The sequence below is a fragment of the Nocardioides sp. genome (genome assembly GCF_036374615.1).
Lineage (GTDB): Bacteria > Actinomycetota > Actinomycetes > Propionibacteriales > Nocardioidaceae > Nocardioides.
Genome location: NZ_DASUTK010000236.1, coordinates 1 through 21,892, shown reverse-complemented (window position 1 = coordinate 21,892; position 21,892 = coordinate 1). Strand labels below are relative to the sequence as shown.

At 70.2% G+C, this 21,892-nt stretch carries 24 protein-coding genes; 7 read left to right on the top strand and 17 right to left on the bottom strand.

Annotation, left to right across the window (positions count from 1 at the left end; all coding sequences use genetic code 11):
• Positions 1-10: 10 nt before the first annotated feature.
• Positions 11-586 (bottom strand): dihydrofolate reductase family protein, encoded by a 576-nt coding sequence (locus VFZ39_RS18660; RefSeq protein ID WP_330867307.1) that lies wholly within the window; start codon positions 584-586, stop codon positions 11-13.
• Between the two features lie 72 nt (positions 587-658).
• On the opposite strand from VFZ39_RS18660, the gene VFZ39_RS18655 reads away from it, so the two are divergent.
• Complete coding sequence (locus VFZ39_RS18655; RefSeq protein WP_330867306.1) at positions 659-850, top strand: hypothetical protein; 192 nt, start codon at positions 659-661, stop codon at positions 848-850.
• Here the strand turns inward: VFZ39_RS18655 and VFZ39_RS18650 are convergent.
• The 14 genes from VFZ39_RS18650 to lpdA form a co-directional block, all read right to left on the bottom strand.
• The gene (locus tag VFZ39_RS18650) at positions 832-1,905 is read right to left on the bottom strand and encodes a tartrate dehydrogenase (RefSeq protein ID WP_330867305.1); all 1,074 of its coding nucleotides are present in this window, start codon (positions 1,903-1,905) and stop codon (positions 832-834) included. The genes VFZ39_RS18655 and VFZ39_RS18650 overlap by 19 nt on opposite strands.
• Before the next feature lie 13 nt (positions 1,906-1,918).
• Positions 1,919-3,553, bottom strand: coding sequence for a DASS family sodium-coupled anion symporter (locus VFZ39_RS18645; protein WP_330867304.1), 1,635 nt, complete (start codon positions 3,551-3,553; stop codon positions 1,919-1,921).
• A 66-nt stretch (positions 3,554-3,619) separates the two neighbouring features.
• Positions 3,620-4,927 (bottom strand): hypothetical protein, encoded by a 1,308-nt coding sequence (locus tag VFZ39_RS18640; RefSeq protein ID WP_330867303.1) that lies wholly within the window; start codon positions 4,925-4,927, stop codon positions 3,620-3,622.
• A 108-nt stretch (positions 4,928-5,035) separates the two neighbouring features.
• Positions 5,036-5,800: an ABC transporter permease subunit gene (locus VFZ39_RS18635; protein WP_330867302.1), complete on the bottom strand. Its 765-nt coding sequence runs from the start codon at positions 5,798-5,800 to the stop codon at positions 5,036-5,038.
• A gap of 10 nt (positions 5,801-5,810) precedes the next feature.
• A complete protein-coding gene (locus tag VFZ39_RS18630) occupies positions 5,811-6,737 on the bottom strand; it encodes an ABC transporter ATP-binding protein (RefSeq protein WP_330867301.1) in 927 nt (308 codons plus the stop codon).
• Positions 6,734-7,624, bottom strand: coding sequence for an ABC transporter permease subunit (locus VFZ39_RS18625; RefSeq protein WP_330867300.1), 891 nt, complete (start codon positions 7,622-7,624; stop codon positions 6,734-6,736). Before VFZ39_RS18625 ends, VFZ39_RS18630 begins: the two co-directional genes overlap by 4 nt.
• Positions 7,617-8,558: an ABC transporter ATP-binding protein gene (locus tag VFZ39_RS18620; protein WP_414690316.1), complete on the bottom strand. Its 942-nt coding sequence runs from the start codon at positions 8,556-8,558 to the stop codon at positions 7,617-7,619. Before VFZ39_RS18620 ends, VFZ39_RS18625 begins: the two co-directional genes overlap by 8 nt.
• A 64-nt stretch (positions 8,559-8,622) precedes the next feature.
• Positions 8,623-8,829, bottom strand: coding sequence for a helix-turn-helix transcriptional regulator (locus tag VFZ39_RS18615; protein WP_330867298.1), 207 nt, complete (start codon positions 8,827-8,829; stop codon positions 8,623-8,625).
• Positions 8,830-9,309 (bottom strand): DUF2975 domain-containing protein, encoded by a 480-nt coding sequence (locus VFZ39_RS18610; protein WP_330867297.1) that lies wholly within the window; start codon positions 9,307-9,309, stop codon positions 8,830-8,832.
• 181 nt (positions 9,310-9,490) lie between these two features.
• Positions 9,491-9,805: a hypothetical protein gene (locus tag VFZ39_RS18605; RefSeq protein ID WP_330867296.1), complete on the bottom strand. Its 315-nt coding sequence runs from the start codon at positions 9,803-9,805 to the stop codon at positions 9,491-9,493.
• A 122-nt stretch (positions 9,806-9,927) separates the two neighbouring features.
• Positions 9,928-11,109: a SpoIID/LytB domain-containing protein gene (locus VFZ39_RS18600; RefSeq protein WP_330867295.1), complete on the bottom strand. Its 1,182-nt coding sequence runs from the start codon at positions 11,107-11,109 to the stop codon at positions 9,928-9,930.
• A 17-nt stretch (positions 11,110-11,126) separates the two neighbouring features.
• Positions 11,127-12,308, bottom strand: coding sequence for a SpoIID/LytB domain-containing protein (locus VFZ39_RS18595; RefSeq protein ID WP_330867294.1), 1,182 nt, complete (start codon positions 12,306-12,308; stop codon positions 11,127-11,129).
• A 167-nt stretch (positions 12,309-12,475) separates the two neighbouring features.
• Positions 12,476-13,870, bottom strand: a complete 1,395-nt coding sequence (locus VFZ39_RS18590) for an NAD(P)H-quinone dehydrogenase (RefSeq protein WP_330867293.1) — start codon at positions 13,868-13,870, stop codon at positions 12,476-12,478.
• A gap of 16 nt (positions 13,871-13,886) precedes the next feature.
• Positions 13,887-15,290: a dihydrolipoyl dehydrogenase gene (lpdA, locus tag VFZ39_RS18585; protein ID WP_330867292.1), complete on the bottom strand. Its 1,404-nt coding sequence runs from the start codon at positions 15,288-15,290 to the stop codon at positions 13,887-13,889.
• Positions 15,291-15,356: 66 nt separating this feature from the next.
• Between lpdA and VFZ39_RS18580 the strand changes: the two genes are divergently transcribed.
• The 5 genes from VFZ39_RS18580 (at position 15,357) to VFZ39_RS18560 (ending at position 19,368) form a co-directional block, all read left to right on the top strand.
• Positions 15,357-15,809 (top strand): gamma-glutamylcyclotransferase, encoded by a 453-nt coding sequence (locus VFZ39_RS18580; protein ID WP_330867291.1) that lies wholly within the window; start codon positions 15,357-15,359, stop codon positions 15,807-15,809.
• 58 nt (positions 15,810-15,867) lie between these two features.
• On the top strand, positions 15,868-16,662 hold the full coding sequence (locus VFZ39_RS18575; RefSeq protein ID WP_330867290.1) for a purine-nucleoside phosphorylase: 795 nt from the start codon (positions 15,868-15,870) through the stop codon (positions 16,660-16,662).
• 131 nt (positions 16,663-16,793) lie between these two features.
• Positions 16,794-17,789 carry an ATP-binding cassette domain-containing protein gene (locus VFZ39_RS18570; protein WP_330867289.1) on the top strand — a complete coding sequence of 332 codons (996 nt, stop codon included), beginning with the start codon at positions 16,794-16,796 and terminating at the stop codon, positions 17,787-17,789.
• Positions 17,786-18,580 (top strand): ABC transporter permease, encoded by a 795-nt coding sequence (locus tag VFZ39_RS18565; RefSeq protein WP_330867288.1) that lies wholly within the window; start codon positions 17,786-17,788, stop codon positions 18,578-18,580. The genes VFZ39_RS18570 and VFZ39_RS18565 overlap by 4 nt, the downstream gene beginning before the upstream one ends.
• Positions 18,581-18,591: 11 nt before the next feature.
• A complete protein-coding gene (locus VFZ39_RS18560) occupies positions 18,592-19,368 on the top strand; it encodes a MerR family transcriptional regulator (protein ID WP_330867287.1) in 777 nt (258 codons plus the stop codon).
• On the opposite strand, the gene VFZ39_RS18555 is transcribed toward VFZ39_RS18560, so the two are convergent.
• On the bottom strand, positions 19,365-19,820 hold the full coding sequence (locus VFZ39_RS18555) for an SRPBCC family protein (RefSeq protein ID WP_330867286.1): 456 nt from the start codon (positions 19,818-19,820) through the stop codon (positions 19,365-19,367). The two genes, VFZ39_RS18560 and VFZ39_RS18555, sit on opposite strands and share 4 nt — an antisense overlap.
• Positions 19,817-20,353, bottom strand: coding sequence for a HEAT repeat domain-containing protein (locus VFZ39_RS18550; RefSeq protein ID WP_330867285.1), 537 nt, complete (start codon positions 20,351-20,353; stop codon positions 19,817-19,819). Before VFZ39_RS18550 ends, VFZ39_RS18555 begins: the two co-directional genes overlap by 4 nt.
• 35 nt (positions 20,354-20,388) lie before the next feature.
• Here VFZ39_RS18550 and VFZ39_RS18545 point away from each other — a divergent pair.
• On the top strand, positions 20,389-21,892 hold a 1,504-nt coding region (locus VFZ39_RS18545), incomplete at its 3' end, for a phospho-sugar mutase (RefSeq protein WP_330867284.1).

Here is a 21,892-nt window from a genome sequence, read left to right as displayed (position 1 = left end):
GGCGTGCGCATCAGGTCGCAGCGCTGCTCGACGGTGGACCGTCGAGCAGCCGCGGGACGTACTCCAGCAGCTGGATCCTGCCGTCGAACGTGCGGCTGTCCGTCATCTCCAGACCGACGTCGGGGTACTCGTCGTAGATCCGCTCCCGACCCGTCGCACCGGTGATGACCGGGAAGACCACCACCCGGAACCGGTCGACCAGGCCGGCCTCGAGCAGCGACCGGCACAAGGTGAGGCTGCCGATCGTGTACATGCCGGTGGAACCTTCCGTCTTCATCGACCGCACGGCTGCCACCGGATCGGTGGAGACCAGCCGCGAGTTCGCCCACTCCAGCGGCTCCGTCAGGGTCGAGGAGAACACCACCTTGGACGCCTCGGTCAGCGCGTCGAGCCCCTCGCCGGAGGCGGCGAAGCCGGACATCAAGCGGTAGGTGTTCGCGCCCATCAGCACGGTGTAGTCGCGCTCCGGCGCCTCGGCCAGCCAGCCGAGGTACTCCGGTCCCTCGAGGCCCCACCAGCCCGGCCATCCCTCCGCCGAGGCGTAACCGTCGAGAGAGGTGATGAAGTCCACCAACAGCTCAGGCATTCCGAGATCCTTTCGTCGACCCTCTCCACACGCTGCATCCTTCGGGGCGCCACGCGCAACCACCGTGCCCGGATGACGCTGCATGGACCGGGTGCCCGACTTCATGGGCTACGCCCCTACGGGCTGATCGCCACCATCGTCGTCATGGTGGGGATCGCGGTGCTCATCCTGCTCTTCGAGAGGCGCCGCGCCCGCGAGATCGACGCCGGCCTGCAGCCGCCCCGGCGGGGTCGGCCCGGAGATGGTCAGTCGCCGGACGAGTGAGCGAGGTCTGCGACGAGCCCCACGATGGCGGCACCGGCCTCCTCGGTGGACGCCGTTCCGCCGAGGTCGCGGGTGCGGGTGTCCGGGTCGGCCAACGACGCCTCGACCGCCCGCATCATGTGGGCCGACGCCTCGGCGTGACCGAGGTGGTCGAGCATCATGGCTGCCGACCAGACCGCGGCGACCGGGTTGGCGACACCCTGGCCCGCGATGTCGGGGGCCGAGCCGTGCACGGGCTCGAACATCGAAGGGTGCTCACAAGTGGGGTCGAGGTTGGCCGAGGGCGCGACTCCGAGCGAGCCGGCGGAGGCCGCGGTCAGGTCGGAGAGGATGTCACCGAACAGGTTGCTGGCGACGATCACGTCGAGACCGGCCGGGTCGGAGACGACCCGCGCGGCGAGGGCGTCGATGTGGAGCTGGTTCCATTCGACATCGCGGTAGTCCTCGGCCACCTCGCGCACCCGCTCGTCCCAGAACGGCATCGTGTGGACGATCCCGTTCGACTTCGTGGCCGACGTCAGGTGACCTCCCCGCTCGCGTGCCAGGTCGAACGCGAACCGCACGATCCGGTCGACGCCGACCCGCGTGAAGACCGCCTCCTGCACCGCCATCTCGTCGGAGAAGCCGCGATTGAGGCGGCCGCCGATCTCGCTGTACTCGCCCTCCACGTTCTCCCGCACCACGACCAGGTCCATGTCGTCCGCGCCGCGCACGGGCGCAGCGACCCCGGGCATGCCGCGGGCGGGCCGTACGTTCGCGAACTGCCGGAAAGCCCGGCGGATGGGGATCAGCAGACCCCACAGCGAGACGTGGTCGGGCACACCGGGCCAACCGACGGCCCCGAGCAGGATCGCGTCGAAAGACCGGAGCGTGTCGATCCCGTCCTCCGGCATCATCGAGCCGGTCTCGGCGTACCGCTGGCAGGACCAGTCGAGCTCGTCGTACTCGAGTGCAAGGTCGTCGTACGCCCCCGCGACTGCGTCGAGCACGGACCGTGCCACGGCGATGACGTCGTGACCGATCCCGTCGCCGGGGATGACAGCGATCCGGTGCATCAGATGCCGCTCATCAGATGAACACGGGGATCAGCAGCGGCAGGAAGATCAGGATCAGGATCGCCCCGATGATGTCGAAGCTGACGCCGGACCGGATCATCTTCGTGATCGGGACCGCGCCGGACCCGTAGACGATCGCGTTCTGCGGAGTCGAGACCGGGAGCATGAAGCCGAACGACGCCGCGAACGTCGCTGCCAGCGCAGGCGTCAGCGGATTGACGCCGGCCGCCTCGGCGAGCGGCAGGATGATCGGCACCACGACCGCAGCAGAGGCGGTGTTGGAGGTCGTCTCGGACACCAGGATCGCCAGCACCACGGCGAAGATCGTGATCGCCGCTGCGCTGGTGAAGCCGAGCGCGTTGTAGCTGCCCTTGCCGATCGTCTCGGCCAGGCCCGAGTCCTGGAGCAGTGCTCCGAAGATGACCCCGCTGCCGAACAGCACGATCGTGCCCCAGTCGATCCTCGCCGCGTCACCCCAGGTGAGCGTGAACTCCCGCTTGCCCCAGTCAGTGGGGAGGATGAAGAGCAGACTGGCGCCCAGGATCGCGACCACGCCCTCGTCCAGACGCGTCGAGACGGTCGTGTACGCCGAGGAGTCGCTTCCGGCCACCAGCGCCACGATCCCGGGGAGGATCCACAGCGCGACCGTGATCGTGAACGCGACCAGCGTGTTCTTCTCGGCCCGAGACAGCGCCCCCATCTGCTCCCGCTCGGCGTGCACGTACTCCGTCACGCCGGTGAGCCGGCGGATCTCGGGCTTGTTGAGCAGCAGCAGGACAGCGACGAGCGCGACGAACATCAGCGCGCAGACCGGGAACGCGATTCCCATCCAGGTGGCGAACGGGATCGCCTCACCCGTCGCCTGCTCGATCAGCTCACGGCCGATCAGGTTGGGAGGGCTGCCGACCGGTGTGAGCAGACCGCCCACGCTCGCGCCGTACGCGAGCATGAGCATGATCGCGAAGCCGACCCGCAGCCTGGTCGGGTCGAAGCCCTCGAGCGACTCGCCGTTCTCGATCCGCTTGTCCTGCACCAAGTTGGCGATCACCGTGAGAATGCCGAGCGCCGTGGGCAGGAGCATCGCGACGGTCGCCGTGTTGGAGACGAACGCCGACAGCGCACAGGTGATGACGCCGAACGCGATGATCACCCGGGTCGTGCTCTGTCCCACTCCCGGAATCGCGAGGATCCGGAACGCGAACCGTCTCGCGAGTCCGTGCTTGAGCATCGACTGCGCAAGGATGAACGCACCGATGAACGTGAAGATGGTCCCGGAGCCGAACGGCGCCAGCACCGCATCGGCGCCCTCCTCGCCGCCGACACCGAGCAGGATCAGGATGGAGGCGCCGAGCAGCCCGGAGACCGGGATCGGGATCGGCTCGGTGATCCAGGCGACGATGACACCGCCGAGGACGGCCGCCACCGTGTGCTGCGTCTGCGGCAGGTCGAGCGGCAGCAGGAAGAGCACGATCGTGGTGGCCGGCGCCAGGAAGAACCCGAGCGTGCGCCGACGCAGCTCGAACCGTTCCTCCCGCTCCGACAGCTCCTGCTCGGCGACGCCCTTGTACGTCGATCCGCCGAGCAGCGCCTGCTCGACGTCGACCCGCTGGCTGCCACTGCGCTGCTGGCTGGTTCCGGACGTGGGCACTGTTCCTCCCGAGAGTCGTCTCCGCGCCTCGCACGTTACCGAGGCCGCAGCGTCGTCACTTCACCCCTAAGCGGAGTCGAGCTCGATCGCCACCGGCATCGGACCCACGGTCACTGTCTCGGTCCGGCCGGCGTGCTCCACGCTCACTGTGGCGGGGTCGGTGTCACGCTCGACCTCCTGCTCCGGGTCCCAGATCTCGCCGTGCCGCCACAGCCACACCGTGGTCGACCCGTCGCGCTTCTGCGTCACGCAGCTGCGCACCTCATCGGGCGCATCGATGTCCAACGTGACCGGCGTCGTCTCGTAGGGCTCCCCGGGGTCGCGCAGCGCCCGGAGCAAGTGCGTCAGCGGCTTCACGACCGGCTTCGGGGTCCAGGTCAGGTCGGGGTCGCCGGTGGTGCTCTCCACCTCCCACAGACCGTAGTTGTACTCGGTGGTCAGCTCGTCCGGATCGGGGTCGTCGAGGAACTCGTACCGCAGCAGCTCCCAGCCGTGGTTGGCGAAGTCCAGCACCGCCTGACAGTCGTACGCCGCGGACGCCTGCGGACTGATGCTCCGCGCCCCGCCGCTTCGCGCCGACTCCGGCTGGCCCAGGGTGTTGGTGTAGCCCCACTCGGAGAACTTGATGGGGTAGTCGTCGCCGAACGCGTCGTACACCCAGCCCACACGCTCCTCACGCTTGTGGTCCGGGGTGGAGGCGCCCGGGTAGCTGTGCACGGAGCACACGTCCATGTAGTCGGCCACCCCGGCGTCCGCGAGCTGCCGCCAGTGCTCACCGTCGGAGTTCGCGAGCCGCACGTCGTGCATGGACGGGCCGAGCAGCTCGACGTGGTCGAGCTCTGGGTGAGACCGGACCGCGTCGTGGATCCACCGCTGGAGCTCCAGGCACGGCTCCACCCAGCCGTCGCCCTTGTTCGGCTCGTTGACGCCCTCCACCCAGCCGATCACATCCGGGTTGTCGGCCGCCATGTGCGCGATCCGCTGCTCGATCTCGGCCTGGGTGCTGTCTACCGTGGCCACCGTCGCGTTCCAACGCACGCCGTGCTTGCGGGCACCGGCGACCGCGTCGTCGAAGGTCGGCAGGTCCGGCACGTACATCGAGCGCATCTGAGCCACCGCCATCTGCCCGTATCGCTCCATGATCGCGTCCTGGTGCTGGTAGACGCGTGACTGGAAGTGGACGTGCTGGCACACCCCGTAGCCCTCGTGCACCGCCTGCGACGCCAATGGCTGCACGCGCACCGGACCCCGGTCCCGCATCAGCCACGGGACGAGGACTGCGCCGCCGACCGCCAGCGGGGCAGCGACGAGCAGCGCGCGTCGGCTCACTCCCCCGACGCGCCGGGTCGCCTGCTCGTCCGCGAGATCTCCCACCAGTGCCTCCCCTGCCCCGAAGTCTGACGGGTGCGACCAAGGCCCCGCCACCGGACCTCCCTGACTGGCCGGACCGACTGGCCGGGCTGGTCGCCGGGGGTGCCGGAATCAGACGTCGTCGTTGAGGCGCAGCGTCTGCAGCCGCCGCCCGGCGTACGCCGTGGCGCCGATCGAGACGACGAGCAGCAGCACCACGCCGGTGGTGAAGCCGACCGCGGAGCTGATGCCGAGCCGGTAGGCGCCGACGCCGAAGACCTGCTCCACGACCGCCAGGGACCACTGCTGGATGCTCAGTGCCTGGGCGCCGGGGACCAGGCCACCGATCAGCGACTCCCAGATCAGGGCGTAGATCAGACCGATCACGACGGCGTTCTTGGTGACCACCGACAACATCAGGAAGAAGGCGCAGTAGGCGACTCCCGCGGCGAAGGCGCCGACCGCGAACGAGATCGCGACCGAGCCCAGCTCACCGGTCAGCACCACGCCGCAGATCGCGATCGGGAGGACGCCGAACGCCGTGATGACGCCGAGCGCGACCAGCAGCTTGGTGAGCACGATGGAGTAGCGGTTGAGCGGCTTGGCGAGCAGGTAGACGATCGAGCCCTCGTCGATCTCGGGTCCGATCGAGCCGGTGCCGGCGATCAGGCCGAGCAGGGGCATCATGATCGCGATCCCGAACGAGCCGAGCAGGTCCGCGGAGAGTCCGCGATCGAGCTCCTCGGCGATCCCGGCGTCGAGCCCGGCGAGCACGCGGGCCAGGGTGCAGAGCCCCAGCAGCGCGAGCGGGAGCAGCATCAGCAGCAGCGTGCGCTTGCGCCCCAGCAGGCTTCTGGCCGTGAGCCGGGCGATGGTCGGGTTGATCACGTCGGTCACTGACTCATCCTCATCGGGCCACCAGGTAGGAGAAGACGGACTCGAGCGACTCGTCGGCCGGATGGACCTCGAGCAGCCGGATGTCGTGGCGCGCAGCGACCTGCGGCAGCGCGTGCACGAATGCCGAGAAGTCGGTGGCCTGCACGAACACCGCGGTGCCGTCGGCGCCGTCGGCGATCAGCTCGACACCGGACGTGCTCGGCTCCGCGATCACCGCCGATGCCAGCGCGCGGTTGTCGGAGGAGCGGATCGTGTACTGGTGCGGCCGCTGCGTCATGAGTCGACGGATCTCGCGGAAGTCGCCCGAGGCGGCGTGGCGCCCGGCCACCATGACCTCGATCCGGCCGGCGATCTGCTCGACCTCCTCGAGGATGTGGGAGCTGAAGAGGATGGTGCGGCCCTCGTCGCCGAGCTGGTGGAGCAGGTCCATGAGGTGCAGCCGCTGCCGCGGGTCCATGCCGTTGAACGGCTCGTCGAGCAGCAGCACGGTCGGGTCGTGGACGATCGCGGTCGCCATCTTGATCCGCTGCTTCATGCCCTTGGAGTAGGTGCGGATGTCACGGTCCTGGGCGTCGGCCATCTCCACCGTGGCGATGGCGCGACGTGCCGCCACGTCCGGCTCGGGCAGCTTGTGGAGCTTGGCGTTCGCCAGGACGAAGGCCCAGCCGGTGACGGCGTCGTACATCTCCTCGCGCTCGGGAACCAGTCCGACCTCGCGGTAGATCTCGGGGTCGCGGAAGAGGGGCCGGTCGTCGAGCGTGACCGTGCCGGCGGACGGCGCCAGGAACCCCGCCATCATGTTGATCAGCGTCGACTTGCCCGCACCGTTGGGCCCGAGCAGGCCGGTCACGCCGGGACCGAGCTGCATCGTGACGTCGTTGACGGCGACCACGTTGCCGTACCAGCGCGAGACCTGGGTCAGGTCCAGGGTGCTCATGACAGGGCCTTCCGGTACCGGGCCACCAGGGCGACGTAGCAGACGACGACGATCGCGATCGTCACCAGGCAGTACACGAACGCCATCACCGCGCCGGCGGGCGGCGTGCCCATGACGGAGTCGCCGCGGAACACGGTGGTCACCACGCCGTCGACCAGTGAGAACGGCGAGATCAACCCGGCGTAGCCGGCGAAGGTGTTGTTGCCGAACTCCTCGGCGAGGCCGCGGACCGTCGCCTGGATGCCCGACAGCACCAGCAGCACCCCGACCACTGCCGCGACTCCCAGCCCCCGGCGCGGCGTCATGGCGGCGACCAGGAGGCCGATCCCGGCGAGCACGAGGGAGAGCACGGCCGCACCGGCCAGCGAGCGCAGGTAGTCGGGCAGCTGTTCGGAGAGCGGAAGCTCGGCCAGCAGTGCCCCGGCCAGCAGCAGCGTGAGGGGCAGCGCGGTGATGACGAACAGCGCACTCGCCATCCCGGCGTACTTGGCCTGCACGTACTGCTGACGACTCAACGGCCGCGAGAAGTAGAGCGGGGCGATCCGGAACCGCAGATCGCGGGACATCGCGGCCGGCGCCTGCGAGCCGAGGAACACCGCGACCGCGACCTGGAAGGAGAAGACGTACTCCGTGTATCCGACCGGCAGCGTCTCGAGCCCGAAGTAGCTGGTCACGATGCCCATCACCAGGGATGGGAGCACCAGCACCGCCAGCAGCAGGAACGGCATCACCTTCGAGCGGGCCGAGCGCCCCAGTCCGAAGCCACCGCGCAGCGTGTCGACGAAGAGCGAGCGTTGGATGTACGACGTACCCAGCCGCGGCCCGTCGTAGTGCCGGTAGCCGATGTCGTGGATCGCGCCGGTAGGTGCGGTCTGCTGGTCAGACATGGGCCGCGCTCCCCTCGGTGAAGATCTCGGTCATCCGGTGCCGCTGCCGCTCCATCCGCACCAGCCCGAGACCGAGCTCGGCGACTGCGTCGCGCACTGCGTCGTACGTCGAGGCGTCGGCCACGTCGACGTGCAGCAGTCCCCCGTGCAGCTGCACGCCGACGCCTCGGTCTCCCAGCCGGGCGACGAGCGCGGCCGGGTCGCCGTCCACCTCGACCGCCACGACCGGCGTCTGCTCGGTGACCGACGCGGTGGTCGAGTGCCGAAGCAGCCGGCCGCCGTCGATCACGACGATTCCGTCGGACACGCGCTCCAGCTCGCCGAGCAGGTGTGAGGTCACGATGACCGAGATCCCGAACTCGGTGCCGATCCGATGGATCAGGTCGAGCATGTCGTCGCGGCCGGCCGGGTCGAGCCCGTTGGTCGGCTCGTCGAGCATCACCAGTCCTGGGTCGTGGACCAGCGCCTGGGCCAGCTTCACCCGCTGCCGCATGCCGGTGGAGTAGCCGCCCATCGGCCGGTAGCGCTCCTCGTAGAGGCCGACGTGGCGCAGGATGTCGGCGGTCCGCTCCCGTGCGGCGGTCTGCGGCAGCCCGGACATCCGAGCCATGTGCACGACGAACTCCGTCGCCGAGACGTCCGGCGGCAGGCAGTCGTGCTCGGGCATGTAGCCGACCAGCTCACGGATCGCCGGGCCGTCGCTGCGGACGTCGAGATCGAGCACCTGCGCCGACCCCTCGGTGGCCGGGATCAGCCCGAGCAGGATCTTGAGCAGGGTCGACTTGCCTGCGCCGTTCGCGCCCACGAGCCCGGTGATGCCGGGCTCGACGTCGACCGACAGCGACTCCAGCGCCGTGACGCGCCCGAACCGCTTCGTCAGGTCCTGCGTCTTGATCACGAGGTCACCGTGCCATGGATCGGAGTCGTGGCACATGTGCGACCGGCCGGTTCGGGGAGATCTCCTGGGCGTCCCTGAGGCCGCCCTCTCGGTGCCCGGGTCACTCCTCGACCCACTCGAGCAGGTCGCCGGGCTGACAGTCGAGCACCCGGCACATGTTCTCCAGCGTGCTGAACCGCACCGCCTTCGCGCGACCGTTCTTGAGCACCGCGACGTTGGCGGGGGTGAGGCCGACCTGCTCCGCGAACTCCCCCACGCTCAGCTTGCGCTTGGCGAGCTCGACGTCGATCCGGACGACGATCGGCACTCAGATCACCCCCTCCAGGTCCGTGTGCAGGGTGGTCGCCTTACGCAGCAGGGCACGCATCACGAGCAGGATCAGGATGAAGACCGCGCCGGCGAGCAACATGATGGCCAGCATCAGCGGCATCCCGGGGTCGTCGGCGTCGAGCACGATCGCCAGCGACAGGGCCGCCCAGGCGAGCCAGCCGACCCCGAGTGCGGCGATCATGCCGTCGACCCATCGCAGCGCGTCGTCGCTGAAGATCCGGTCCTGCTGGACCATGCCGAGCAGCATCCAGGTGCACACGATCACGACCTGGGCGCCCACGAGCTCCAGCTCCAGGACTCCGAGGAGCACCCAGCGACGCCACTCCAGGTCCGGGTTGACCTCGGCGCGGTAGTCCAGCGTTCCCGGCACGCTCAAGAACTGCAGCACCAGGACCGCCACGAAGGCCGTCACCAACAGCACTCGCAGCAGCAGCACCACCTGTCGCGTCGTCAGCATGCACCGACTATCGGCCATTACCTATCGATTGTCAATCGATATCTGTCGTGTCTCGTGACCCTCGTCGCCCAGAGATCTGGAGCACCTCGGGACGTCATCCGAACCGGCTCCGGAGCGCACGATTCGAATGACGTCCCGCGCCCCCGAGGCGCCCGAGGCGCGCGAGAGGTGAGCGATCGGGTCAGCTGACCTTCGCGTGCACGGTCGGGAACTGGTAGACCACCGCGCCGGTGCCCTCCGGCTCGACGTCCAGCCCGGTCACACCGCGGTCCAGGCGTCGCATGACGACGACCAGCGGGATCGCGGCGAGCATGGCGTAGCCCCAGACGACGACCGCCACGGCGGTCGCGAGCGAGCTGTCGGACACCCAGGCCCACCGGGTGGCGAGCAGCAGCCCGGCGGCCATCACCGACAGGACGGCGGCGGTCACGACGCGGATCGAGTGCGAGGTGTGCGTCACGGCAGCGGCCTCGGCCGAGGCTTGATCGTGGCTCATAGGGGGCTCCCTACGACGGGGGGTCGGACGGGGGGTGTTACGGGTGGGGACACCGTAGTCCCTATCACACGCCTTGTCCGTGCAAACGCGAAGGAATTTCCCTTCTCGCCGAGGGCGGTCGCTCAGCGAACCCGGAACGTCACCCAGGTCGACTTGAGGCCCAGCGCGGAGCGCATCGCGTCGCCGGAGACGGTCACCCGGTCTCTCGAGCCGACGAGGCGCAGCCGGTCGACCCGTCCGCCCCACTGACCGTTGCCGTCGCGAGACACCACGACGATCCGTCGCAGGTTGCTCAGGGACGGGAACGCCGACTCGAGGCGCCGGTCGGTCACGGTGAGCTTCCAGTCGTGGTTCGGGTTGCCCGACCAGCCGTCGTACGGGTCCGCCTTCGCAGGCAGGTACGTGACCCCACCGGCGACGGTCCAGCCACCGCTGCTGGAGCCGAACTGGGTGAACGCCGGCTCACCGCCGTGCTGCAGGACCCGCCGCTTTGTCGCCGCGATCGCGGCGTCGGAGTTCGGGTGCTCGGCTGCGGCGCCGCCGTACACCTGGCAGGACCAGGTGTCGCAGATGTCGTAAGCGGCCGATCGGGGATGGGCGCGTTCGTACGCCGCATAGGTGCGAGCCGCCACGGCCTGAGCCCGTACGGCTGCCCGGCTCCACAAGGCGGGGATCTCCAGCGGGACCACGCCGCGCAGGTAGGCCTCGAGCGGCAGGACGTTCACGGTGACCAGACCACTGCTGCCGGGTGGCTGGACGGCGGTCAGCCGGCCTCGGTAGGGCCGGTCACCGGTCGGCGTCACCAGCGTCATCGGTTCGCCGCCCGCCAAAAAGGTCCCACGTCCCTCCAGCACCCGCCAGCGCCGCCACCGCTGGCGCAGGAAGCTCACGCGGAACGTCCCCTTCGCCCGGATCACCCGCCACCGGGTGGCACCGTTGTCGGGCAGCGCGTCGGTCGTGCCGGCTCCCTCGTCGCGGATCTGCAGGCCGCTGCGGGCGCGGACGATCAGGTCGTCGGTGGTGTCGGCGGTCAGCAGCACCCTGATCCGGCCGCGCGCGCGACCCCACGATGTGCCCGGGTAGTAGAACGACGCGATCTGCCGGTAGCCCAGGCCCTGCCGCGCGGCACCCTCGGCGCCGTACTGCGACATCCCCCGACCGTGCCCGTAGCCGTGCCCCTTGATCGTGATCGACGCGCTCTTCGGCACATCCCAACGCTGCGCGGCGGCCGCGGGCGCGGCCGACAGCGGGGTCAGGGCCAGAGCGACGGCGACGGCGCAGCCGGATGCCAGGAGGGAGCGCACCCGCCGATGGTAGGTCGTCAGCGCACCTGGGTGATGGTGAACAGGGTGGACGGCAGACCCCAGTCGCGGCGGAAGTCCTCGCCAGTGATGGTGTCGGTGAAGCCCGACTCAGCCGTGACCCGGACCTGGAGGACCCGGCCGCCGCGCGGGCCGAGCCCGTCACGCTCCTCGATCGCGATCGAGGCGAGGTCGTCGTAGTCGTACTCCGCCTCCATCTGCTGCGAGGTGACCTGCACGGTCCAGCCGTAGTAGTCGGCCGAGGTTCCTTCGTAGGGATCCTTCTTGGCCGGCAGGTACGGCTTGCCGCCGGACACGGTGTGGCCACCGTTGCTGGCCGAGTACTCCGTGAAGGCCGGTTTGCGGCGGAAGGTGAGGATCTCGCGTGCGGTGGCCCACACCGCCTTGTCCGAGGTCGAGTACTCCGCCGACGCCCCGCCGTACACCTGGCACAGCGCGGTGTCGCAGATGTCGTAGGCCCGGTCGAGCGGTCGGTTGCGGCGCCACGCGGCGTACGTGCGTGAGGCGACGGCCTGAGCGCGCAGCGCGTGCTGCGGCCAGGTGGAGGCTCGCATCTCGGACGGCACGACCCCGCGCAGGTACTGCTCGAGAGGGAGCACGTTGACGGTGACCCGATCTCCGGAGTCGTCGACCGCCGACCGGAGCGATCCGCGGTAGCGGACCTTCCCGCGCGGCGTGAACAGGGTCAGCGGTCGGCCGCCGGCCGCGAGCTGCACGTTGCCGCGCACCGTCTTCCAGGCCCGCCAGCGCCCGTTGAAGTACGCGACCTGGTTGACCCCGGTCGGCTTGCGGGTGACACGCCAGCGGGTGGCGCGGCGCGCGTCGGCGTGCCACGTCCGGCCCGAGCGAAGGCTGCGCACCGTCAGCCTGCGGTGGTGACCGACGACCAGGTTGTTGTCGTCGTCGCGTGTGACCGCGACCTCGATCGAGCCCTTCGCCTGCTTCCAGCGGGTCTTCGGGTAGTACGTCTTGAGGATGGCGCCGTACCCCACGCCCTTGCGCGCGGCGGAGTAGGCGCCGTACTGGGACATGCCTCGACCATGACCGCTGCCGTCACCCGTGATGGTGACGGTGGCGTCGTCCGGCACGTCGTACGCGTCGTCGGCCGAGGCCGGCCCGGCGGGTGCCATGACGAGCAGGGCGGCGACAGTGAGCGCGGTGAAGCGGATCCCCCGAGACATGTGGGACATCCTCACACGCTGGGCAAACCCCCGACATCGGGGCCATCCGGTTCTGGAACGGACTGGACCGATTCTCGGGCGAACAGGAACGTCGTTGTGTCACGCGCCGTGACACGACGACGTCATCGGGGTGGCGAGATTCGGACCGCGCCGTATCAGAACCGTCGTCAGACCCGATGCAACCGGCGCGCTGCCTCGGCGATCGACCCGGTCATCGACGGGTAGACCGTGAACACCTGGGCCAGCTGGTCGGCCGTCAGCGACTCGGCGACCGCGATCGAGACCGGGTGGATCAGCTCGCTCGCGCGAGGAGCGACCACGACGCCGCCGACGACGATGCCGGCGCCGGGCCGGCAGAAGAGCTTCACGAAGCCGTCGTGGACGCCCTGCATCTTGGCGCGGGGGTTGCCCGACAGCGGCAGCATCACGACCTCGGCGTCGATCTCGCCGGCGTCGACCGCCTGCTGTGACCAGCCGACCGTCGCGATCTCGGGCGCGGTGAAGACGTTGGAGGACACCTTGCGCAGGTCGAGCGGGTGCACGGCGTCACCGAGGAAGTGCCACATCGCGATTCGCCCCTGCATCGCGGCGACCGAGGCGAGCATCAGCACGCCGGTGCAGTCCCCGGCGGCGTAGACACCCCGGGCCGAGGTGCGGGAGACCCGGTCGACGCTGATGAACCCGCCCTCGTTGAGATTGACCCCGGCCTCCTCGAGGCCGAGGTCGCCGGTGTTCGGGATCGAACCGAGCGCCAGGATGCAGTGGGAGCCTTGCACGCTGCGACCATCGGTGAGGGTGACGGTGACCAGGTCGCCGTCGCGCGACACGGACTCCATCCGGGACTTCGACAGCACGTTCATCCCGCGCCGGGTGAGGACCTCCTCGAGCACGGCTGCGGCGTCGGCGTCCTCGCCCGGCAGCACCCGGTCCCGCGAGGAGACCAGCGTGACCTCGATGCCGAGCGCGAGGTACGCGGAGGCGAACTCCGCACCGGTGACCCCCGACCCGACGACGACCAGGTGCTCGGGCACGTCGGTGAGGTCGTAGACCTGCTCCCAGGTGAGGATCCGCTCACCGTCGGGCTGGGCGCCCGCCAGGGTGCGGGGCGAGGCGCCGGTCGCCACCAGCACGGCATCCGCCCGCAGCAGCTTCTCACCACCGGACGCGAGCTCGACCTCGACCGAGTCGGGGCCCGCCAGCGTGCCGTGGCCGCATAGCAGGGTCACGCCGTCGCGCTCGAGCCTGGCCTGGATGTCGCTCGACTGGTCGGTCGCGAGCTGCTTGACCCGCTCGTTGACCCGGGCCAGGTCGACGTTGACGGTGGTGGCCGCGTCCCCCTCCTGGTCCTCGAAGCGCACGCCGAGCTCGGAGGCCTCACGCAGCTCGGTCATCACCTCGGCCGTCGCGATCAGGGTTTTGCTCGGCACGCAGTCGGTGAGGACCGCCGAACCGCCGACGCCGTCGGAGTAGACGAGTGTGACATCGGCTCCGAGCTGGGCGGCCACGTGGGCGGCCTCGTAGCCGCCGGGACCGGCCCCGATGATGACGACGCGCTCGGTCACGTGGAACTCTTCGGCGTCACAGGTTGATCATGTGGCCGGCGATCCCGTGGATCGCCTCCTTGACCGCCTCGGTCAGGGTCGGGTGGGCGAACACGTTGCGCCCGACCTCGTCGGCGGTCAGGTCCCACTTCTGCGCCAGCGTCAGTGCGGGGAGCAGCTCGGTGACGTCGGGACCGATCATGTGCGCGCCGAGGATCTCGTTGTACTGCGCGTCGGCCACCACCTTCACGAAGCCGACTGCGTGGCCGAGGCCCATCGCCTTGCCGTTGGCCGAGAACGGGAAGGTGGCGGTCTTGACGTCGTACCCCTTCTCCTTCGCCTGGGCCTCGCTGTAGCCGAACGAGCCGATCTGGGGCTGGCAGTACGTCGCACGCGGCACCATGTCGACGTCGACCGGCATCGTCTCCGCGCCGGCGATGGTCTCGGCGGCGACGATGCCCTGCGCCTCCGCCACGTGGGCGAGCATCATCTTCCCGGTGCAGTCGCCGATGGCGTACACGTTCTCGACGTTGGTGCGGCCGTACTCGTCGGCCGCCACCGCACCGCGCTCGGTGGTCTGGACGCCGGTCGCCTCGAGCCCGTAACCCTCGATCCGCGGGGCGAAGCCGAAGGCAGCCAGCATCTTGTCGGCCTCGATCACCTGCGCCTCTCCCCCGTCAGCCGGGGATACCGTCACCCGGACGCCCGAGCCGGTGTCCTCGACGTTCTCCACCTTGGTCTTGAGGAGCACGTTGACGCCGAGCTTCTTGTAGTGCTTGAGCAGCTCCTTGGAGACGTCGGCATCCTCGGTGGGGACCATCCGGTCGAGGAACTCGACGATCGTGACGTCGACGCCGAAGTTCTTCATGACGTAGGCGAACTCGACGCCGATCGCGCCCGAGCCACCGATGACGACGCTCGACGGGAGCTCCGCGTCGAGGATCTGCTCCTCGTAGGTGACGACGTTCTGGCTGACCTGCATGCCGGGCAGCATCCGGACCGTGGCACCGGTCGCAAGGATCAGGTGGTCGAAGGTGTAGCCCGTGGTGTTGCCGTCCGCGTCCTTGACGTCGATCCCGGTGTTGCTCGTGAGCGTGCCCCACCCGTGGATCTCGGTGACCTTGTTCTTCTTCATGAGGAAGTGGACACCCTTGACGATGCGGTCACTCACCTGACGGCTGCGCGTGTGGGCGACGTCGAACCGCATCGTGGCCTCGCCCTCGATACCGAACGTCTCGCGCTCGTGGGCCAGGGTGTGGGCCAGCTCGGCGTTCTTGAGCAGTGCCTTGGACGGGATGCACCCGACGTTGAGGCACACGCCACCCCAGTACTTCTCCTCGACGACCGCGACCCGCTTGCCCAGCTGTGCGGCTCGGATCGCGGCGACGTACCCACCAGGGCCGGCACCGAGGACCAGGACATCGAAGTGGTTGTCGCTCACGGCACCACCCTAGTGACCCGGGCGTGAGGCGGGCGAATGGGGAACCGCCTCGATACCCTGCACCCCGTGACTCTCTACGCCGCCTACGGGACCAACCTGGATCCCGCCAGGATGGGCGAGCGGTGTCCCCACTCCCCGTTGCGCACCACCGGCTGGCTGACCGGCTGGCGCCTGACGTTCGGTGGCGAGGAGCACGGCTGGGACGGCGCGCTGTCGACGATCGTGGAGGACCCGATCGAGCAGGTCTTCGTGGCCGTCTACGACATCACGCGTGAGGACGAGGCCTCGCTGGACGGCTGGGAGGGTGCGGACCTCGGGTTGTACCGCAAGACCAAGGTGCGGGTGTCGACCCTGACCGGTGAGCTGCTGGTGTGGACCTACGTGCTCGACGCGTACGAAGGCGGGCTCCCCTCCGCGTCGTACCTCGGCGTGCTGGCCGATGCCGCCGAGGCCGCCGACGCCCCGGCCGACTACGTCGCGGCGCTCCGACGGCGCCCCTGCCGCTCGACGGGGCTGTGAGCTGCGGAGAGACCCGTCGTGCTCCCGGGCAGCGCCGCGAGATCCCTAGGATGCCGTGGTGACTGACACGCAGCAGCCGGCCCGTGAGGCCGCGGACACCCTGGCCCGACTCACCGGCGTCGAGCGCCACGACCTCGCCCTGGTCCTGGGCTCGGGGTGGCTGCCGGCGGTCGACGCGCTCGGCGAGGCGACCGCGGAGATCAGCACCACCGACCTGCCCGGCTTCCACGCCGCCGGCGTGGCGGGGCACAGCGGCAAGATCCGCAGCATCACCTCAGGCGACAAGCAGCTGCTGGTGTTCCTGAGCCGGACCCACTTCTACGAGGGCAAGGGTGTCGCCGCAGTCGTGCACCCGGTTCGTACGGCGGCGGCCGCCGGCTGCCGGGCGATCGTCCTCACCAACGGCTGCGGCGGTCTGAAGGAGACCTGGTCGCCCGGCACCCCGGTGCTGATCGCCGACCACATCAACCTCACGGCCACCTCCCCGATCGAGGGCGCGAACTTCGTGGACCTCACCGACCTCTACTCCAGTCGGCTCCGCGCGCTGTGCCGCGAGGTCGATCCGAGCCTCGACGAGGGGGTCTACGTCCAGTTCCCCGGGCCGCACTACGAGACCCCCGCCGAGATCGGCATGGTCCGCGCGATCGGGGGGACGCTCGTCGGCATGAGTACGACGCTCGAGGCGATCGCGGCGCGTGAAGCGGGCATGGAGGTGCTCGGCATCAGCCTGGTCACCAACCTGGCCGCCGGCATCTCCGGTGAGCCCCTCAACCACGAGGAAGTGCTCGAGGCAGGCCGGACGGCGGCCGCCCGGATGGGCGGACTGCTGGCCGAGATCGTCGGGAGGATCTGAGCCGCACGGCTACGCGAGGGCCTGGACGCCCGGCGGGTTACGCCCGCGGCTCGTGTACGACGTGGTGTCCGCCACACTCGGCTGATCCGGGCTTGACCTTGACGCAGCGTCAACCCTTCACCGTGGGGGGCATGACGCACTCACTCGCTCTCGAGATCGACGGCCTCCACAAGGCCTACGGCGACCACCCGGTGCTGCGCGGCATCGACCTGGAGGCACCGACCGGGTCCGTCGTCGCGCTGCTCGGACCCAACGGCGCCGGCAAGACCACGCTCGTCAACGTCGCCTCGACGCTGATCGGCCCCGACGCGGGCTCGGTCCGCGTGCTCGGCCACGACGTCGTCGCGGAGCCCGAACGGGTCCGGGAGCAGATCGGAATGACTGGTCAGTACTCCGCCCTGGACGGTCTGTTCACCGGCCGTGAGAACCTCCAGCTGATGGCCGACCTGGTCCACCTCTCGCGCGCCGAGGGGAGGACCAGGGTCGACGAGCTCCTCGGCCGGTTCGACCTCGGCGACGCCGCGGACCGGCCGGCGTCGACGTACTCCGGCGGCATGAGACGTCGGCTCGACGTCGCCATGACACTGCTCGCGCGGCCGCGGCTGATCTTCCTCGACGAACCGACGACCGGGCTCGACCCCCGCAGTCGCCGAGCGCTCTGGGACCTGGTGCGCGAACAGGTCGCCGAGGGCGTCACCGTCTTCCTGACGACCCAGTACCTCGACGAGGCCGACCACCTCGCCGACCGGATCGCGGTGCTCGACGACGGGCAGCTCGTCGCCAGCGGTACGTCGGAGGAGCTGAAGCGGCTGGTGCCGGGCGGCCACCTCGAGGTGCGGCTCGGGTCGGCCGGCGACCTGGCCACGGCCGCGAGCGCCCTCGGCGACGAGGCCACGGTCGACCCGGTCACGTTGACCGTCACCGTGCCGTACGACGGGCGGGTGTCCCAGGTCCGCTCGCTGCTCACTCGGATCGAGGCCGTTGACGTGGTCACGTTCGGTGTCCACACCCCCGACCTCGACGACGTGTTCCTGGCCCTCACGGGTCACGCCGCCACCACGACCGCCACGCGCACGACCACCACGAGCACGACCACCACCACCGACCGCCAGGAGGCCACCCGATGAGCACCCCACTCGACCTCGCCGTGCGCGACAGCGTCACGATGTCGCGCCGCAGCCTCCGCAGGTTGGTCCGCTACCCGTCGCTGACAGTGATCGTGGTCGGGATGCCGCTGGTCTTCCTGCTGCTGTTCGTCTTCGTCTTCGGCGAGACCCTGGGCGCGGGCCTGGGTGGCGTGGAGGGCGGACGGTCGGAGTACCTCCGCTACGTCGTTCCCGGCGTGCTCGTGATGGCATTGGCCAGCGTCGCCACCTCGACCGCGATCTCGATCGCGATGGACATGACCGAGGGGATCATCGCCCGGTTCAAGACGATGCCGATCGCGCGGGTCTCGGTGCTCAGCGGCCACGTGGTGGGCGCGCTCGTCCAGTCCGTGGTCGCATTCGGCGCCGTGCTCCTGGTGGCGATCGCCCTCGGTTACCGTACCGGCGGCTCCGCCGGTGACCTGCTCGTCGCCGCCGGGTTGGTGGTCGCGGTCTCGCTGGCCCTGACCTGGCTCAGCGTGATGCTCGGCATCGGCGCCAAGAGCGTCGAGACGGCCAGCAACAGCCCGATGATCCTGGTGCTGCTGCCGTTCCTGAGCAGCGGCTTCGTCCCCACCGAGACGCTTCCCACCGGGCTGGCCTGGTTCGCGGAGTACCAGCCGTTCACACCCGTGATCGAGGCGCTCCGCGGCGCTCTGGACGGCACCGGCGCAGGCACCGACGGCTGGGTCGCCCTGGGCTGGTGCGCCGTGGTCGGGCTCGGTGGCTACCTTGGCTCGAGGCGGATCTACGACCGTGACCCGACCACCTGACAGGAGACCGCGTGCTCACTATCAGCGAAGTCGCGCGAATGGCCGGGGTCACGGTCCGCGCCGTCCGTCACTACCACGAGCGCGGCCTGCTTCCCGAGCCCGAACGCGACCACTCCGGCTACCGACGCTACGTTCCTGACGACGTCGTGGCGCTGATCCGGATCAAGACCCTGGCCGAGGCCGGCGTACCGCTGGCCCGGGTCGGCGAGCTACTGGCCGCGGACAAGGACGAGTTCGCGGACGCGGTCGCCGAGATCGACGTCCGGCTCCAGGCCGACGTGCGCCAGCTCCAGCAACGGCGCGCGCGGGTCGCGGCGCTGGTGGGGGGCGACGGTCTGGCGCTGCCCGAGGAGGTGGTCGCCTACCTGACGCAGATGCGCGAGCTCGGCCTCTCGGAGCGGATGATCGAGCTCGAGCGGGACGGCTGGATCCTGATCTCGGCCCACGCCCCCGAGCACGTGCCACAGTGGATCGCGTCGAAGCGCGACGCGCTCTCCTACCCGGGCTACCTCGAGTTCTACCAAGCCTTCGACGAGGCCCACGACTGGCACCCCGACGACCCGCGACTGGTCCGACTGGCTGACGAGATGGCCGCCGCGTTCGCCACTCTCGACGAGGATGAGCAGGCGCAGCTGCACCAGAACGACGAGGACCAGGTCTTCGACAAGCAGGTCGCGGCCGTGCTCGACGAGCACTCGCTCGGGTCCTCGCCCGCCTGGCGTCGGCTCGCCGAGCTGCTCGACGAGCGCGGGATGCCGTGGGTCGCGCGGATCGACCGGGAGGACTAGGAGACGTCTCCCGACGGGTCGGCCCGCACGTACGCTGCCAGTCCGTCGCGGCACCCGGCCATCATCTTGTCGTGGTTCCAGGCGAGCGGTCGGCGGAGCGCGACCGACAGCAGGCCGAGCAGCCGGCCGGTCACGAGCACGTCCTGCTCGTAGTCCAGCCGGGTCATGTCCCCGTCAGGGTGCAGCCGCCAGCGGGCGGTCCCCTCCAGGTCGCCTGACAGGATCGTCTCGAGCCCCAGCGGTTCCCGTCGGATGGCCGTGAGCAGGAGGTCGATGTCGTAGGGCAGCACCGAGCGGCAGACCACCCGGGCGTTGTCGTCGTCGATCTTGGCGACCGCGCGGATCTGGGGCCACCAGTCCGGGTAGTGCTCGAGGTCCGCGAGCACCTGCTGCACCCGATCGGCTGGCGCGGGGACCACCCAGTGGTGGCTGAACGTGTAGCGGCGACTCATGAGATGTCCAGCCGTTGCCGCAGCTGCTCCAGCGCCCGGGCAGCCGCCTTCCGGACGGCGGGGTCCGGGTCGTCCACCGCGTCCGCCACGACGTCGACGTGCTCGGTGTCCCCAGCCACCGCCAGGGCGCGCATCGCGGCGGCGCGCACCCGTGGCAGCTCGTGGTCGGCGAGGGCCGCGGCCCCGTCTCCGGCGCCGGCGACCTCGTGCCGGGCGGTGACCTTGAGGCACATCTCCGCGGGGCGCCAGTGCTCGTCGGACAGTCCGGCCACGACCGCCCCGGTCGCTGCGTCGTCCCAGACGTGGAGCAGCCCACGAGCACCCCACGTCCGCAACCAGTAGTCGTGCCAGCTCTGCTCGTCGCGCACCGGCTCCCCCTCCGACCAGTCGTGGCCCGTGAGCCCCGGCAGAGCCTCGAGGTGGTCCTCGCGCGGAGCACCCTCCATCAGCGCCACGCACACGCGCGTGAACTCAGGCCGACCCAGCCGCGCAGCCAGCTCCTCGATCAGCTCCCCCACCGGTCGGTCACCCATGCGCTCCATGATGGCGGGGTCTACGGTGACGTGCCATGAGTCATGCCGAGACGACCTCCCTGCTCGACCGCGCCCGGGCCTGGCTCGCGGACGATCCCGACCCCGAGACGCGGGCCGAGCTGGAGCGGGTCATCGCGGACGTCGAGGCGGGCGGTGACCTCGCGGACCTGGCCGACCGGTTCGACGGCACGCTCGAGTTCGGCACCGCGGGACTCCGCGGCGAGCTCGGAGCCGGCTCCAACCGGATGAACCGGGTCGTCGTGCTGCGCGCGGCCGCGGGCCTGGCGGCGTACCTCGCGGCGGAGGGAGCGCGTTCGGGCAGCCCGGTCGTCATCGGGTACGACGCACGCCACAACTCCGACGTGTTCGCACGCGACACCGCGGAGGTGATGACGGGGGCCGGCTTCTCTGCGCTGATCCTGCCCCGGCCGCTGCCCACGCCGATCCTGGCGTTCGCGATCCGCGAGCTCGGCTGCGTGGCGGGCGTGATGGTGACCGCCAGTCACAACCCCCCGAGGGACAACGGCTACAAGGTCTACCTCGGCGACGGCAGCCAGATCGTCCCGCCTGCGGACGCCGACATCGCCGCCCGGATCGCCGCGATCGGTGCGGTCGCCGACATCCCACGCGGCCGCAGCGGCAGGGTGCTGGGTGACGAGATCGTGGACCGCTACCTCGACACCGTGGCCGACCTCGCCGTCGACGGGCCGCGCGACCTGCGCACCGTCTACACGCCGCTCCACGGAGTCGGCGGCACCTCCGTGCTGCAGGTGCTGGAGACGGCCGGGTTCGCAGCACCGGCGGTCGTCGAGCAACAGGAGCACCCCGACCCGGAGTTCCCGACGGTGGCGTTCCCGAACCCCGAGGAACCGGGCGCGATGGACCTTGCGATGGCGCTCGCGGAGAAGATCGATGCCGACCTGGTCGTGGCGAACGACCCGGACGCGGACCGGTGTGCCGCGGCGGTCCCCGGCCCGCATGGCTGGCGGATGCTGCGCGGTGACGAGGTCGGTGCGTTGCTGGCGCACCACCTGTTGTCGTCAGGGAAGCAGGGCACCTACGCCGCGTCGATCGTGTCGTCCTCGCTGCTCGGAAAGCAGGCGGCCGCCTTCGGCCAGCCGTACGCCGAGACCCTCACCGGCTTCAAGTGGATCAGCCGGGTCGAGGGGCTCGCGTTCGGCTACGAGGAGGCGCTGGGGTACTGCGTCGACCCCGAGCACGTGAAGGACAAGGACGGCGTCTCGGCACTGCTGCTCCTGTGCGAGCTCGCCGCGAAGGCGAAGGCCGAAGGTCGGGGGCTGGTCGACATCCTCGACGACCTGGCCCACGCGCACGGGCTGCACGCGACCGACCAGCTGTCGGTGCGGGTGACCGACCTGTCCGAGATCGCCCGTGCCATGGAGACCCTGCGACGTACGCCCCCGACGAGCCTGGGCGGCCTGGCCGTCGAGTCGGCGGAGGACCTCGCCGACGGCAGCGCCGAGCTGCCGCCCACGGACGGGCTGCGCTACCGGCTCGCCCACGGAGCCCGGGTGGTCG

What these genes read in the sequence shown, in the direction of transcription:
- VFZ39_RS18660 (WP_330867307.1), bottom strand. Translation starts at nt 586, where the DNA reads ATGCCTGAGCTGTTGGTGGACTTCATCACCTCTCTCGACGGTTACGCC.
- VFZ39_RS18655 (WP_330867306.1), top strand. Translation starts at nt 659, where the DNA reads ATGACGCTGCATGGACCGGGTGCCCGACTTCATGGGCTACGCCCCTAC.
- VFZ39_RS18650 (WP_330867305.1), bottom strand. Translation starts at nt 1,905, where the DNA reads ATGCACCGGATCGCTGTCATCCCCGGCGACGGGATCGGTCACGACGTC.
- VFZ39_RS18630 (WP_330867301.1), bottom strand. Translation starts at nt 6,737, where the DNA reads ATGAGCACCCTGGACCTGACCCAGGTCTCGCGCTGGTACGGCAACGTG.
- VFZ39_RS18625 (WP_330867300.1), bottom strand. Translation starts at nt 7,624, where the DNA reads ATGTCTGACCAGCAGACCGCACCTACCGGCGCGATCCACGACATCGGC.
- VFZ39_RS18620 (WP_414690316.1), bottom strand. Translation starts at nt 8,558, where the DNA reads ATGTGCCACGACTCCGATCCATGGCACGGTGACCTCGTGATCAAGACG.
- VFZ39_RS18610 (WP_330867297.1), bottom strand. Translation starts at nt 9,309, where the DNA reads ATGCTGACGACGCGACAGGTGGTGCTGCTGCTGCGAGTGCTGTTGGTG.
- VFZ39_RS18605 (WP_330867296.1), bottom strand. Translation starts at nt 9,805, where the DNA reads ATGAGCCACGATCAAGCCTCGGCCGAGGCCGCTGCCGTGACGCACACC.
- VFZ39_RS18595 (WP_330867294.1), bottom strand. Translation starts at nt 12,308, where the DNA reads ATGTCTCGGGGGATCCGCTTCACCGCGCTCACTGTCGCCGCCCTGCTC.
- VFZ39_RS18570 (WP_330867289.1), top strand. Translation starts at nt 16,794, where the DNA reads ATGACGCACTCACTCGCTCTCGAGATCGACGGCCTCCACAAGGCCTAC.
- VFZ39_RS18565 (WP_330867288.1), top strand. Translation starts at nt 17,786, where the DNA reads ATGAGCACCCCACTCGACCTCGCCGTGCGCGACAGCGTCACGATGTCG.
- VFZ39_RS18555 (WP_330867286.1), bottom strand. Translation starts at nt 19,820, where the DNA reads ATGAGTCGCCGCTACACGTTCAGCCACCACTGGGTGGTCCCCGCGCCA.
- VFZ39_RS18550 (WP_330867285.1), bottom strand. Translation starts at nt 20,353, where the DNA reads ATGGGTGACCGACCGGTGGGGGAGCTGATCGAGGAGCTGGCTGCGCGG.